Origin of the sequence: Simiduia agarivorans SA1 = DSM 21679 (assembly GCF_000305785.2) — a bacterium.
Taxonomy (GTDB): Bacteria; Pseudomonadota; Gammaproteobacteria; order Pseudomonadales; family Cellvibrionaceae; genus Simiduia; species Simiduia agarivorans.
In genome coordinates, this window is the sequence record NC_018868.3 from 3,690,049 (window position 1) to 3,704,251 (window position 14,203).

9 protein-coding genes are annotated in these 14,203 nt (G+C 55.7%); 4 read left to right on the forward strand and 5 right to left on the reverse strand.

Annotated elements, in window-relative coordinates:
• Positions 1-43 precede the first annotated feature (43 nt).
• From M5M_RS16510 to M5M_RS16525, 3 genes are all read left to right on the forward strand, one after another.
• The gene (locus M5M_RS16510) at positions 44-2,950 is read left to right on the forward strand and encodes a TonB-dependent receptor (RefSeq protein WP_015048646.1); all 2,907 of its coding nucleotides are present in this window, start codon (positions 44-46) and stop codon (positions 2,948-2,950) included.
• Positions 2,951-3,541: 591 nt separating this feature from the next.
• Complete coding sequence (locus tag M5M_RS16520) at positions 3,542-6,313, forward strand: CBM35 domain-containing protein (protein ID WP_016389812.1); 2,772 nt, start codon at positions 3,542-3,544, stop codon at positions 6,311-6,313.
• Between the two features lie 197 nt (positions 6,314-6,510).
• Complete coding sequence (locus M5M_RS16525; RefSeq protein WP_015048649.1) at positions 6,511-7,326, forward strand: aldose epimerase family protein; 816 nt, start codon at positions 6,511-6,513, stop codon at positions 7,324-7,326.
• 7 nt (positions 7,327-7,333) lie between these two features.
• Here M5M_RS16525 and M5M_RS16530 read toward each other — a convergent pair whose 3' ends face one another.
• Genes M5M_RS16530 through M5M_RS16550 form a run of 5 tightly spaced genes read right to left on the reverse strand, consistent with a single transcriptional unit; the run spans position 7,334 to position 13,031 of the window.
• On the reverse strand, positions 7,334-8,776 hold the full coding sequence (locus M5M_RS16530) for an aldehyde dehydrogenase family protein (protein ID WP_015048650.1): 1,443 nt from the start codon (positions 8,774-8,776) through the stop codon (positions 7,334-7,336).
• A 12-nt stretch (positions 8,777-8,788) separates the two neighbouring features.
• Entirely contained in the window at positions 8,789-9,580 is a 792-nt protein-coding gene (locus tag M5M_RS16535) for an enoyl-CoA hydratase/isomerase family protein (RefSeq protein WP_015048651.1), read from the reverse strand.
• Entirely contained in the window at positions 9,577-10,737 is a 1,161-nt protein-coding gene (locus tag M5M_RS16540) for a CaiB/BaiF CoA transferase family protein (RefSeq protein ID WP_015048652.1), read from the reverse strand. The genes M5M_RS16535 and M5M_RS16540 overlap by 4 nt, the downstream gene beginning before the upstream one ends.
• Entirely contained in the window at positions 10,734-11,882 is a 1,149-nt protein-coding gene (locus M5M_RS16545) for a CaiB/BaiF CoA transferase family protein (RefSeq protein WP_015048653.1), read from the reverse strand. The genes M5M_RS16540 and M5M_RS16545 overlap by 4 nt, the downstream gene beginning before the upstream one ends.
• 3 nt (positions 11,883-11,885) lie before the next feature.
• Positions 11,886-13,031, reverse strand: coding sequence for an extracellular solute-binding protein (locus M5M_RS16550; protein WP_015048654.1), 1,146 nt, complete (start codon positions 13,029-13,031; stop codon positions 11,886-11,888).
• A 125-nt stretch (positions 13,032-13,156) separates the two neighbouring features.
• Here M5M_RS16550 and M5M_RS16555 point away from each other — a divergent pair, with 125 nt between their 5' ends.
• Positions 13,157-13,909: an IclR family transcriptional regulator gene (locus M5M_RS16555; RefSeq protein WP_015048655.1), complete on the forward strand. Its 753-nt coding sequence runs from the start codon at positions 13,157-13,159 to the stop codon at positions 13,907-13,909.
• Positions 13,910-14,203: the final 294 nt, after the last annotated feature.

The window sequence follows — 14,203 nt, forward strand, 5'->3', positions numbered from 1 at the left end:
GTGGGGCTGATAACAATAACGACCATTCATGAGGACTCACGTGATGGCAATGAAATCATCCTTTACCCGTAATCTGCTGGCGGTCAGTATTGCCGCTGGTACGCTCAGCACCCCAGCTTTTTCTCAAGAAGTAGCGGGCGAGCTGGAAGAAATCGTAGTGAGCGGCATCCGCATGTCGCAGGCCACGTCTATCAGTAACAAACGCAATGCCGATTCCGTCGTGGATTCCATTGTGGCGGAAGACATCGGCAAACTGCCCGACGTCACCATCACCGATAGCTTGCAGCGTATTACCGGTGTGCAGATTCGTCGTTCTGCAGGTGAAGGCGGTGCGCTCAACGTACGCGGCATGCCGCAGGTGTTGACCACGTTGAACGGCGAGGCCTATATGGCGGCCGGTTCAGTGACCACGACGCAGCCGAATTTTGGCGATATTCCTTCCTCGCTGTTCGCCGGCGCCGATGTGAAAAAATCCCAGACAGCGGCAACCTTGTCGGGTGGCATCACCGGCGTTGTAGATCTCAAAACCCACAAGCCATTCAATTTTGAAGAAGGCGTTACCACCGCACTCACGGCCGAATACCAGACGGGTCGCGATACCGCTGAAAACGATTATGGCCTGAATGGTCTGGTGAGTATCAACAATGGCGATTTCGGTGCCATGGTTGCGGCTTCTTATTCCACTGCCAATCTGGCGAACTATTACTCGGGTATGGCCGGTGGCGGTAGCGATGCAGGTTGGTCGGGTTTCCCGCCGGAAAACGGTGCGCCAACCGATAACTGGAACTTCCGTGGCGAAGATGTGAACGGCAATGGCTCACTGGACGATCGTTACATCGCGTATCAGGGTCACACTGCTTACAGCAAATTCACCGAGCGCGAGCGTTTGGGTCTGAATGGCGCAGTACAGTGGAATCTGGGCAGCGGTTTCGCGCTGGATGCGGATTTTTTCTACACCAAAATGGATGAGTGGGATCGCCGCGCCGGTATTGCCATTTCCGACAAGTGGCAGGATTGGGCCTGGGCCAGGCCGATTGAATCCACACCCACCGGTGCCTTTGCTGGCCAGGAAATTCATACCACTCAGGTGTACCAGGCCGATGGTCGTCGCCTGAAGTCCTATGCCGAAAATAATGTGATTGAATCGGAATCCACCAACTTCAATATCGAATTGAGCTACGACAACGGCGGCAGCTTCACCGGTTCTGCGCGGGCCCTGTCCAGCAGTGCCAATCAGCTGAAACTGAACAGCTACGCCGATATTGATATGGCCAATGGTTCACAGTGGGGCGTGGAATTCCAGAATTATCCCGAGGGCTCACTGGCCACCAACCCGGGCGGCTATGCCGATGCAGAAATTCCAGTGGTGGTTGACTACCGCGGTGATGCCCCGGTATGGAGCGGCGTGCCTCAGGCGATTACCGGTGATCTGGATGCCTATGCGCTGAGTGGACTGTCTTCGGAATATAACTACGACCGCAAAGGTTCCATGAATGTATTCCGCCTGGATGGCTCTTACGAGTTGGACGGGTTTGTTAAGTCGGTAGACGCGGGTGTGCGCCACAGCGCACGCAAGGCGGAAAACGAAGGTTTCCACCTGCTGGCACCTTTTGGTAACGAAGGTTGTCTGGTTCGTTGGAAATCAACCGACGTGACGCTGAATGCCGGTGGTTGTTCCTTCGGTGATGGTGCCGGCACTTTCTACACCGCCGGGCGTCCAACGCCGCTGTCCGATTTTGGTGCCAATGTGATTCAGGTGAGCGACTTCGGCAGCGTCAAGGGTGCGGGCAGTGTTTACACGCTGGACCCTGCCGCCATGGACAATGTGCTGGCATTCCACAACAGCCTGTATCCCAACAATGTGCGTGGTGTGATGCCCGGACAGTCTTATGAAGTAGATCTGAATGAAACCAGTGCCTATGCACAAGTGAACTTCTCCACCGATTCAGCCACACCGGTACACGGTAATCTTGGCCTGCGTATTGTGCAGACAGATCTGTCCGTGACTCAATCGCTGGTGGGTGCGTCCCGGCCCTACGGTGCGCCAGAGCTCGATGACGGTGATTTTGTTACCGACAGCAGCTATACCGATGTGCTGCCCAGCCTGAACGTGGCGTGGGACTTTGCTGAAGATTGGCGTTTGCGCGCTGCTGCCGCAAAGACCATGGCACCACTGGATCTGAATCAGTGGGGCGGTGGTCTGTCGCCTAATTATGCGCTGAATTCTTCTACCGGAATTTTTGAAATCATCGCAGCAAGCTCTGATGGTAACCCTGAACTCGACCCATGGCGCGCTAACAACTACGACGTATCGCTGGAGTGGTATCACGGCGATTCCGGTATGGTAAGTGTGGGCCTGTTTCGGGTTGACGTTGAAAGTTTTGTGGAACGCGGCTCGGTGCCCATGGATCTGCCGGATCAGGATGGCGTGATTCGTCGCACCACCAACGTGCAGACCAACGTTCAGGGTGAAGGTGGCAAACTGCAAGGCATCGAAGTATCAGCCCGCCAGGCGTTCGATTTCCTGCCAGGTATCTGGTCTAACTTCGGTGTTGATGTGAACTACACCTATTCACCGTCTGATTCAGGCAATGAAGACCTTAATGGCAAAAAGCTGCCCTTCATTGATAACTCTGATCAGTTGTTTAACTTTATCGGCTGGTATCAGGGCGAGAAGCTGCAGGCGCGTATTGCTTACAACTATCGTTCCGAGCGGGTGGTGGCATTCAATCAGGTATGGGGTACTGAGGGCATGACCCTGTTCCAGGCACCGACTGGCTATATTGATGCCTCTGTCAGTTATGACGTAGCTGATGACATCACCGTTTACCTGAACGGTTCCAACCTCACAGGCGAAGTAGAAGATTACTACATCCAGTGGGAAAACCAGAAAGCCTGGAAAAATGAATACGAGCCCCGCTATACACTTGGGCTTCGCGCAAAGTTCTGATGGGGATGCCTGCTCTCTGAGCGGGCCTTCATTGGATTCACGATGGTTGTTTAGTCTCTCTTGCCTGCAAGGCGTTCTCGTTCGCTGAAATAGGTCTTACCCCGGCTCTAACGCCGGGGGTTTTTTCCGCGTACCCGGCTGGATGTATTTGCAGCATGGTCTGTCGTGCAAGGTAAAGCAAGCTCAGGTAACACCAGTTTTTCTGTTTTGCTGTAGCGGTTGAGGTTCAGACGACATTCGTGATCTGGCTACAGGCCCGATGGTTTTCCGTTTTCAATGGCGTCGTTTATGGATTGGTCTGTGGTAGGGGCTGATGGTCATGCGGTTGGTGGCATCAGCGAGGACGATATGCCGCACTGTTGGATGAGGTTTTCGTCGTCCATGGCGGTCGGTTAATACCCCAAATAAAAAACGTAGCACATGTGCGGTCGCACATGAAAAAGAGAGTGGTCTGCGATCGCGGATCAGCTACAGATGTACCTGATAATAATGTTGGGTTTTTTGGTTGTTCGCGTCACACCTGTCGGTGCTACACCGATGGAAATTGATGACAAGAAAGGCCGGATAACACTGAAATAAAGGTATCTTTATATGAGTCATATTAAAGCAATGAAAAAAGTGGCGCTCAGCAGCATAATTGCGGCGAGTTGCTATTCCTCGGCGTCATTGGCTGCGCCTTGTTCTGCACCCCAATGGAGCGAAACCACTCAATATAAAACCGGCGACCTGGTGACTTATCAGGGCGTTGAGTTTGAGGCCAAGTACTGGGTTATTGGTGCCGCGCCAAATTACAAAAATGAATGGGATTCCTGGAAGTACCTGGGCGCGTGTGAGGACCCACAAAATCCAGGACCTGCGCCCCATCCCTTCACGCTCACCGCGGCCACCGCTGACCTGTCGGCCGGTGCAACCTTATTCAACGGCTTTATCCAATTGAAAAATGGCAAAGCCAGCTGGAATTTTGAAGCGCCTGCCGACGGTAACTACACCGTTTCGCTGCTGGTGCGATCGCCGCAGGGCGAAAAACGAAACAAGTTTTTTGTGGGTAGTCAGGTATTTGAGTTCACCTCTACCGATAAAGATGACGAGTGGGTGACCATCGGCAATGTTACGCTGACTGCAGGCGCCAAGATCGCCGGTGTTGATGGTGGTAATGGCAGTTGGGGCTACATTGATGTGGTAGGTATCGATATCGTGTTGGCTGGCTCTCCAACACCAACACCAACACCAACACCAACACCAACGCCAACGCCAACGCCAACACCAACACCAACACCAACACCAACACCAACACCGACGCCGACGCCGACGCCAACGCCGACGCCAACGCCAACGCCAACGCCAACGCCGACGCCAACGCCGACGCCAACGCCGACGCCAACGCCGACGCCGACGCCAACGCCGACGCCGACGCCAACGCCGACACCGACGCCAACGCCGACACCGACGCCAACACCCACACCTGACGATGTTCAGTATTTCACTTGGAATCAGCAGTCTAGCTTGGTGAATACCAGACATTATGAGCCCAATGAGTGGATGGAAATCATGAGCCCGGTATCCTCTGTTACCTGGACTGTGGATGTACCGGTGGCGGCGGAGTACCGGGTAATGGTCGACTACGCCGCGGCCCATGGTCCGCGCAGAAATACGCTGTCTATCGATGGTTCGGGTAGCCAGGTGACCTTTACCTCAAAAGATCGTGCCTTCTTTACTAGAAACGTGTCGTTCGATATGGGTTCGCACACGATTGCGGTTGAGGCATTACAAGGCGATGACGGCTGGATGAATATCTACGGCCTTCAGGTTGAAATGGTGGGTGGCCTGACCATCAGCACGCCGCAGAACTTCTCGGATCTTCCGTCTGGTTCAGACATTGCTGTGGCTTTCACCAAAATCGGTGAGGGCGCAGTGACCTACTCTGTGAATGGGGGGGCCACCGAGCTCTACACTGGTGAAAGCCCGCTGGTGATTCCTACTTCCGGCGATGGTTTGTATGACATCAGTCTGGGTATGGTGGGATTGAGCACCAAAGAGAACCGCCGTGTGCAGGTGGGTGAACTGACCGGTCCGGTATTTGTGGATACCGCGGGCAGCCAGTTTGCGTTGGGTAATCAGCCTTTCTATTTTAATGGTTCCAACCAGTACTACTTGATGTACAAACCCGAAGCCATGGCTGAAGACTTCTTCAAGCGCGCGGCCAGTGTGGGCTTGAACGTGGTTCGGACCTGGATGTTTTGTAACAGTACCGGTACCCATGATGGCGTGTGTATCAACCGCAAGGTAGGCGATACGTTTATTCTGAGTAAGGACCCGGCAGATCGCACGGCTGAAGAACAGGCGTTGATCGATCGGAGTTTCGAATTGTTCGACAATTACGTTGCACTGGCTGAGCAGTACAACATCCGCTTGGTACTGTCCCTCGCAGATCACTGGGATTACTTCGGTAACATCCAGACCTATGGTGGCTACGGCAGTGCCAGCGGTCGCGAGCAGTTCAAAGCGTTCATCACCAATCTGGTGAATCACTACAACACCAGAACGGGTAAACGGTATAACGAAGACCCGACCATCATGATGTGGGAGTTGGCGAACGAACCGCGTATGTCTGGTGGAGTGGAAACGTTTAAAACCTGGGTTGACGATATCGCCGGGCATCTCGCATTGGTTGCTCCGAATCAGCTGGTATCCATTGGCATGGAGTCATCCTTCGGTGCTGCTGAACAGGTCGACTCTTACGCTAACCTGCGGTACGTGAACGATAACCCCAATGTGGATGCCATCTCGGCTCACCTCTATCCCACTTGGTGGAATATGACCGATGCACAAACGCTGGGTAACTTCGATCAGTTGGCAGCGCTCGGTCGCGAACTGAACAAGCCCACTTATATTGGTGAATTCAGCTGGCCGGTAAATACCCTGCGCGGTGCTGATGGCCGGGACGTGATCCAGAACTATGGTCCTTCCTCAGATCAGAGTGCGGTAACGGCCTGGGTGACTCAAACACTGGCGCAACGCGCGCAATACTTCAGCGCCTGGTATGCCAAAGCCTGGGAAAACCGCGATGCCATTGGCGGTATGCTCGGCTGGCAGTTGAGTGGTCTGGAGTGGGGTAACGGTGGCGAAATAGGCACCCAGTGGGGCTCAGGACCTTATGGTGAGTACTCCGGTGGTTGGGCAGGTAACCATGACGGCTTCCAGTACTACTGTGTACTTAATGCCAGTGAGTACAGCATCGCCGGTGTGGGTGCGCCTGGTAGCAATAAAGAAGGCGGCATCATTCACCTCGATCTGCATGAGCCTGTCTGCGATATCATCAAGCAGTATTCAGATCTTTATAAGGGACTGAATGTAAAACCTTAACATCAGTAGCCCTGCCACTCTTTGCAGTGGTCGCTAGCGTATCTACGGATTCGCATTGCAAAAGCCAGCCCGATTTCGGGCTGGCTTTTTTTATTTGCGCTTTTATGTGGTCATTGTTCCTTGAATGAGCCCTGCCGCTGGTCAAACTAGTCAGGAGTTGGTTCAATGCCGGTTTGGTCTTTGTGCAGTACGTCGCTATGCAAACCCTTGAGTTCAGAAGTGAACAGTTGTCGCTGCGCTGCTTGCCTGGCGCCGGTGCGAAAATTGTTTCTATTCGCCATGCGCCCAGCGGGATCGAATGGCTCGCCAGACATCCCACCGTAGTACAGAAAGTGCCAGGCTATGGCGACAGTTTTATCCGCGACCATGACACCGGAGGCTGGGATGAATGCTTTCCCACGGTAGCTGAGTGCAATGGCTATCCCGATCATGGCGAGCTGTGGTGTCAGCCCTGGCAGTTAGTGAGCTACACTGCGAGCCGGCTGCATCTGCACTGTGAGGGGCGTCAACAGCCTTATGGATTCAGCCGGGTAATCACACTGGAGGGGCCAAAAATTCGTGTGGATTATCGTGTAGAAAATACCGGTACCTGCGCGTTGGATTTTGTCTGGAGTATGCATCCGTTACTGGCGCCTGAACCCGGCATGCAGCTGGTATTGCCCCCGGCTGTGACATTGGCCGCAGGCTTAAAACAGGTGCCCGGCAGTGACGCTGGTTGGGCCAATAAAACCTTTGTAGCGTTGCCGGAAAACGAATTGATATCTGTGGGCTTGGTGCGGCCAGATGGTCATGGCATCTGGTTCCGTTTTTCCACCGCCGAGGTGCCGCATCTGGGGTTATGGCTGAATTACGGCGGCTGGTCGGGTGGCGAGCATGCACCCGGATACCATATTGGCGTTGAGCCTTGTATCGGCGATCGCGACAGTCTGGCGGAGGCGATCCGCGATAATCGCGCCGGGCAACTGGCCCCCGGCGCTGTGCGCGAATGGACTATTGAGATCGAGTTGTATTAACAGCGGATTAATTGCAGTTCAGATACACGGTACGTTTCTGCAGATAACCCTCAATACCATAGATACCATCTTCGCCACCAATACCACTGCGCTTGTGGCCGGAATGGTAGCCCTGGATGTAGCCCACAATCTGCTTGTTCACAAAAACCGTGCCCACTTCCAGCTCATCGATAGCGCGCATGATGGTGCGGTAGTTGTCGGTCCACAAATAGGCTGAAAGCCCATCGTTGCGACGGTTGGTAATGGCGATGGCTTCATCCAGATTTTTGATGGTGACAATGGGCAGCACCGGGCCGAAAATTTCTTCGCGGGCGGCTTCCATATCGGCGGTAACCTGAGTCAGCACCGTGGGCTGGTACCAGTTGCCCTGGGCAAATTCTGCACCCTCGGGCCTACCGCCGCCCAGCGCCAGCTGCGCACCGGCGGCCAATGTTTGTTGCACTATGTGATCAACGCGGGCCAGGCCCTGGGCGGTTACCGATGGCCCCATGCCCGGATTGTTCATGGGGTCACCCAACGTAATCTGTCTGACTTTTTCGATCACTTTTTCGGTAAAGCGTGCGGCCACGGATTCGTGTACCAACACTAATTCGGCACAAATGCACACCTGGCCGCAGTTGGCGTAGCGTGAAATCACCACCGCATCCACGGCACGGTCAATATCGGCGTCGTCCAGCACAATGAACGAGGCCTTACCGCCTAACTCCAGCGATACGGCGGTAACGTTTTCGGCCACGGCGGCGCACACCGCTTGCCCTGCGCGGATGCTGCCGGTGAGGGTGACTAACTGGGTAATAGGGCTTTTCACCAGATGCTCACCCACCGCCAGACCGCGCCCGGTAATCACGTTAATCACACCGGCAGGGATGCCGGCGGCTTCCACGCATTCGGCGAATACGCAGGCAGTAATGGGCGTGGCTTCGTGCGGTTTGATGATGATGGTGTTACCGGTGACCAACGCCGGCCCCACCTTGCGTCCGATCAATGCCAGTGGGTAGTTGAATGCACACAGGCCTACCACCACGCCATAGGGCACCTTCTGAATCCAGAGCTGTTCGCCAGCATTATCGGCGGGGAATATCTGACCTTCGATGCGGCGCGCGGCTTCGGCAGAATAGTTCAGGTAATTGAGCGTATCATCGAACTCGCCGTAGGCTTCATTCAGGGTTTTGCCTTGTTCCAATACCAATAGGCGGGCAAATAAATCGCGCTTGGGTTTCATGGTTTCAATTAACCGGAACAGATGCCGCGCGCGCTCAAAGGCGGGCAATTTTTTCCAACCTTTAAGTGCAGCCTGAGCGCTGGCCAGTGCATCATCGGCCTGTTGCAGGCTGCAATCGGGCACGCTGCCAATTACCTGTCCGTTGGCGGGGTTCTCTACCGCAAGGCGGGCGTCGTTCTCAATCCACTGGCCGTTGATGTAGCCGCGGTAGTCCTGTGCATTGCTCATGGGTGGCTCCGTTCAGTTATTCTTGTGTTGATTGAATTGCGGGCTGCGTTTTTCCACAAAGGCGGTCAGGCCTTCACGCGCATCCTGGGTTTCGTACAGGCTGTCGGCGAGTGTGGCTTCCAGTGTCAGCGCTTCCGCCAGCGGCAGGAAGGCGCCTTCGCGCAGCGCGCGCTTGGTGGCGGCCAGCGCTGTGCCACTGTTGGCGGCTACTTTTTCCGCAAAACCGTTGACTGATTCGGTGAGTAGTTCCGCGGGAATGGTTTCGTCAATCAGACCCATGCGGTGTGCCGCTTCAACATTCACATTATCGCCGGTGGCTAGCAGTTTCATGGCATTGGCCAGGCCCACACGCCGCACCAGCCGCTGACTACCGCCATTGCCGGGTATCAGGCCAAGTTTGATTTCCGGTAGGCCCAGCAAGTATTGGCCTTGGCCTGCAAAAATCCGGTCGCAGGCCATGGCCAGTTCCAGGCCACCGCCCAGACAATGGCCGGCAATTTCCGCCAGGTAAATTTTATGGCTTTGCTCAATCAGCGCGGCATTGGCGCGAGCCTGTGCCACCAGCGCCAGGTTCTGCTCCACGCTGTTGGCCTGGAATACGGCGATGTCGGCGCCGGCACAGAAGAATTTCGGCAGTGCGCTGTGAATAATTACCACTCTGATGCTGGTGTCAGCTTCCAGCTGGGTAAGGCAGTGATTGATCGCTTGCAGAAGTTCTGTTTGGTAGGCATTGGCCGGAGCGCGGTTAAGCCCTACGCGTGCCACACCCGCCGATGTTTGCATCTGAATCCATGCATGGGTCATACATTTTTCTCCGAGCTGTCGGCAAGAATCCGCTGGCTGTCACGCCCAAGCACAGGCGCGGCCTTTTGGCCCCAGAAAAAGTCGCCATCCATGCGAATCGGGCAGCGGCTGGTGGTTATGTGTCTCTCTCCGAGGGGCAGTGTCTGCAGCATGTTGAGCGCCGTAAAACCTTCATGTTCCACTAGCGCCGGCCAGTCCAGCACTTCGGCACACCAGATATCGGCCGGCTCCAGAATCGCCAGCCAGTGCTGAGTGCTTTGTTGGGTTAGATGGCCACCCAGAATGGCTTTTATGGCATCGCGCTCGCGGAAGGCGAGGGCGGGATCGGTATAGTCGGGCAACGCGGGGCAGCTCAACAGCTCGGCCAATTGCGCCACCGGCCCCATGGACAGTGCCAGCCAACCATCTGCCGTTTGATACAGCCCATAGGCGCCGGCCACCAGCGCATGGGCGCCGTGGTTGCCGGCGCGTTCAATAGTCTGGGCTTTGTCATTTAATAAAATCGTCAGCGGTTCAAACTGAAAATCCATCATCGCTTCCAGCATGCTTATCTCTACCAGGCTGCCGTGGCCAGTAAATTCCCGTTCAAATACTGCCGCGAGAATCCCCTGAACCAGTTGTTGGCCGGTGTAGATGTCGGCAACCGGCACGCCCATAGGCACCGGGCCATCGTCTTTATTGCCCGACAAATAACACAATCCGGAAACCGCTTGCAGCAGCAGGTCCTGTCCGGGTCTCTTGCTCCAGGGGCCGGCGCTGCCATAGCCGGAAATTTCCGCCACAATCAAATGCGGGTAGCGCTTGCGCAGCTGGGTTTTTTCCAGCCCAAGCCGCGCCATCACGCCCGGGCGGAAGTTGCTGATGACGATGTCGGCCTGACGGATAAGTTGGTGTATCTGTGCAAGCCCTGCGTCTGTGTGCAAATCAATACATACACTTTCTTTGTCGCGGTTGATGGCGTGAAACAGGGTGGACTCACCGGCAAGTTCACAGTCAGACAAATAGATCTTGCGACAGTCATCGCCATCGGGCTTCTCTATTTTAGTGACCCTTGCGCCCAGATCGGCCAGTCGCAAAGATGCGCAGGGGCCGGATAAAAACTGGGAGAAATCCAAAACCCAAAGGCCCGCAAGTGGGCGTTCATTTAGGTCATTCATAACATCGCCTCGCGGATGGCATCGGTATCCTGACCCAGCAGCGGTGCCGGCCGGATGGATTTCAGGTTGCTGCCGTTAATGCGCAGGGGGCAGCGGGTGGTGTGAATCGGTTGGCCGGGGCTACGTTGTGTGGTGAGGGTAATATCCAGCGCCTTGAATGCCGGGTGATTGAGCAGTTGCGTGTAGCCCAGCACTTCGGAACACCAAATATTGTGTGCGCGCATCCTGGCCAGCCAATGAGCAGTGGTGTTTTTCAGTAAGTGGTGTTGCAGCTGTTGCTTAAGGGATTCGCGTTGGGTGAAGGCGTGATCATCAGACACATCGATGGCCGGGCAATCGATGGCGGTGGCCAGCGTGTGCAGTGAACCCATGGCAATGGCCACATGGTCATCCTGGGTTTTATACACGCCGTAGGGTGCGCCCAATAGTGGATGGGCATTGGCCAGCGTACTGCGTTCGGGGGCCTGTCGGCCATTGTTTAAAAAGGTGGTGAAACCCTCAAACTGAAAATCCACCATGGATTCCAGCAGACTGGCCTCCACCAGTGCGCCGCATCCTTGCTTTGGTCCCGGGCGTTTGCGGCGCACCAGGGCGGCGAGTATGCCTTGGGCCAAATGCGTGCCACACAACATATCGGCAATGGCGAGCCCCATGGGTACCGGGCCATCGTTGGCACTACCGGTGAGCCAGGTTACGCCCGATAATGATTGCGCCAATAAATCCTGACCGGGTTTCTTTGCCCAGGGGCCGGTATCGGTATAGCCGCTAACTTGCCCGTAGATCAGGGCTGGGTTCAGTTGCTGCACACTGGCGTAATCCAAACCGATTTTTTCCATCACGCCCGGGCGGAAGTTGTGGGTCAGTACATCGGCCTTGGCGATCAGTTGTTTTACGTGTTCCAGATCGGCGGGTTGTTTCAGGTCGGCGCAAAAACTTTTTTTATTGCGGTTAATGGTATGAAACAGCAGGCTGTCGTCGCCCACCCACAGATCTTTGGTGGCCAGTTTGCGGCAGGCATCGCCACCCTGAGGACGTTCGATTTTGATGACCTGCGCACCCAGATCAGCCAAACGCAAACCGGCATAGGGGCCGGCCAGGTATTGGCTGAATTCCAGTACGGTTAATCCGGCAAGTGGCAGCGGCATGGGTTATCCCTGACGTGATTGCATATAAAGTTGATCCAATGTGTCGAGCAGGGCAGTGGTATTACCACCTTCCATTAAAAAGCGGCGAATGGGCGCACCCGCGTGATCCTGGAATGCCATGTGACCGTGGTAGCGGGGCCGTAAGAAAGCGCGGTCCAGCGTAGGCAAAGTATTTTCAAAATAGTTGTGGGTGCGGGCATTGGCCACTGATGATGTCCAGGCACTGCGATGGCCTGGTTGGCCACCGTACTGCACGTAGAAACCCTGCTGCATTTCGGGCGATGCCACAAAGCGGGCGAATTGTGCGGCCACGCCTTTGTGTTGGCAGCGCGCGGAAATGGCCAGACCGGTGCCGCCCAGCGTGGTGCGCAGCCGGTTGCCATTGTTAAGCGCCACTGTGTCACCAAATGTCAGCAAATGGTCGGCATAGCCGGGCTGGCTGTAGTTGGAATAGCCGTAGGCAAAGGGGCAATAGGCAATGTCATTGGTGCGGGTCATGGCCTCGTATACTTTGATCGGGTTCCAATCAAAACAGGCGCGCGGTAAACAATCGGACAAGGCCTTTAACATCCGCAACGCCTCTTCGCCGATGGCGCGGGTCACCACTGAGTCATCGCGCAGGCAAACGTCTTCGCCCAGGGTTGAACACAGCATGTAAAAATTCATCAGCGTGTCCTGGGGAATGGACGGTACCGCCACCTGGCCTTTTTCGGCCAGCGCCATCAGCGCTTCCCAGGTTTGAGGCAATTCACCGTTAGGCAACAGATCAGGGCGGCCGGAGGCCACCGGGGTGGCGGCATCTATGGCCAGCGCCCATTGTTTATCGAAATAACGGTAAGAGTTGTGCGATTCACCCACGGCATTGGCGGCCTGATCGGCCAGGAATTCCGCCGGCAGCAATTCTTCAAACGGCATGATCACCTGTTCTTTGGCGGCAAAGCCGGTCCAGGGGTGGTCGATGACCAGCAGGTCGTAGCGCTCGGCCAGTTGGTCGATGGGTTCATCGGCAAAGGCTTGCAGCGAGCGCTTATCCCAGCTGATGGTGACGCCCGGATTCAGTTCTTCGAAGCGTTGTGCGCAGGCGGCCATTGGGGTGTAGCCGCGGGTGTGGTTCCAGGTCATGCCTTTCAGGTGGACGGGGTTGGACATAGTGTGACTGCTCTCTTGTAATTTATATATAAATCGATAGTTTAAGTATAAATATCGTTTTTGCCGCCGGTCAACTGTGTTTTAATAGCCGCGCCCTGTTGATCAACCTGTTATCCGGAGCCCTAGTGAGCGACGCCAGCCCCAAATACGCCGTACCTGCTCTGGATAAGGGCTTTGAAATCCTTGAGTTTCTTGCCGGTGACCGGGTACCGCGCTCGCAGGCGGAAATCGCTCAGGGGGTGGGGCGCAAACCCAGCGAAATTTTCCGCGTGCTGGTGGGCCTTGAGGCCCGCGGTTATCTGGTGCGCGAAGAGGTGTCGGGCAAATACCGCACCTCGCTCAAGCTGTTGGGCCTGGCCCGGTCACTCCAACCGCTGGCCCTGTTGCGCCAGCAGGCGCTGCCCATCATGGAGGCGTTGGCGTCCCGCTTGGGCCACTCCTGCCATTTATCCATGCGCCAGGGCGATGAATTAATGGTGGTGTTGCAGGCGCCAAGCCCCGGCGCGGTATCGCTCGCCATCGCCGAAGGCACGCGTTTTCCTCTGTTGCCCACCGCCTCTGGCCGGGTGCTGATGGCGCATCTGCCGGAAGCGGAATCGGCCGATCTGCTGTCCCGTTTAATCGCTCCGGAACAGCGCGACGCCACAGCCGCTGCCTTGGCGGAATTGCGAAGCCGTGGCCATGAACTCAGCCAGAGCCGGCTGACCGATGGCGTCACCGACTGTGCGGTATTGGTGGGCGCCCGCCAAAGCCCGCTGATGGCGGTGCTGGCGGTGTCCTGCCTTACCTCGGTCATGGATAAGCGATTGGAGCGCGCCGAGCTTATTGCCGAAGTGAGTGCCGCAGCGGCAGACATTTCTGCCCGCATTGGTCTCTGATTTCCGGTTCGCAAAAACCCGTACTCACGTCCTGCTAGGTTCTTCGCTTTGGTGCCATCTGGCGCCAGAGAATGACATACCCGTCACAATATCGATTGTTAAATGTAAATTGTCAACAATGTGTGCTTTAATGGCTTGGACGACTATTCATCCGGGCGCGAGGGTTTTTATCCTTATCCAGGGAGAGGGTGGATGGTTGATCAAGGCAGCCTGCTCAGGTTGCCGCAGCAGGAGGTAATGAGGTAGCGCGGCGGCAAGCAGTACCTGGCGGGCACAATAAAAATAAGACAGCAG

Excerpts from the sequence above, each read along its gene's own strand:
- M5M_RS16550 (WP_015048654.1), bottom strand. The coding sequence starts at position 13,031 with ATGTCCAACCCCGTCCACCTGAAAGGCATGACCTGGAACCACACCCGC.
- M5M_RS16525 (WP_015048649.1), top strand. The coding sequence starts at position 6,511 with ATGCAAACCCTTGAGTTCAGAAGTGAACAGTTGTCGCTGCGCTGCTTG.
- M5M_RS16520 (WP_016389812.1), top strand. The coding sequence starts at position 3,542 with ATGAGTCATATTAAAGCAATGAAAAAAGTGGCGCTCAGCAGCATAATT.
- M5M_RS16540 (WP_015048652.1), bottom strand. The coding sequence starts at position 10,737 with ATGAATGACCTAAATGAACGCCCACTTGCGGGCCTTTGGGTTTTGGAT.
- M5M_RS16530 (WP_015048650.1), bottom strand. The coding sequence starts at position 8,776 with ATGAGCAATGCACAGGACTACCGCGGCTACATCAACGGCCAGTGGATT.
- M5M_RS16535 (WP_015048651.1), bottom strand. The coding sequence starts at position 9,580 with ATGACCCATGCATGGATTCAGATGCAAACATCGGCGGGTGTGGCACGC.
- M5M_RS16510 (WP_015048646.1), top strand. The coding sequence starts at position 44 with ATGGCAATGAAATCATCCTTTACCCGTAATCTGCTGGCGGTCAGTATT.
- M5M_RS16545 (WP_015048653.1), bottom strand. The coding sequence starts at position 11,882 with ATGCCGCTGCCACTTGCCGGATTAACCGTACTGGAATTCAGCCAATAC.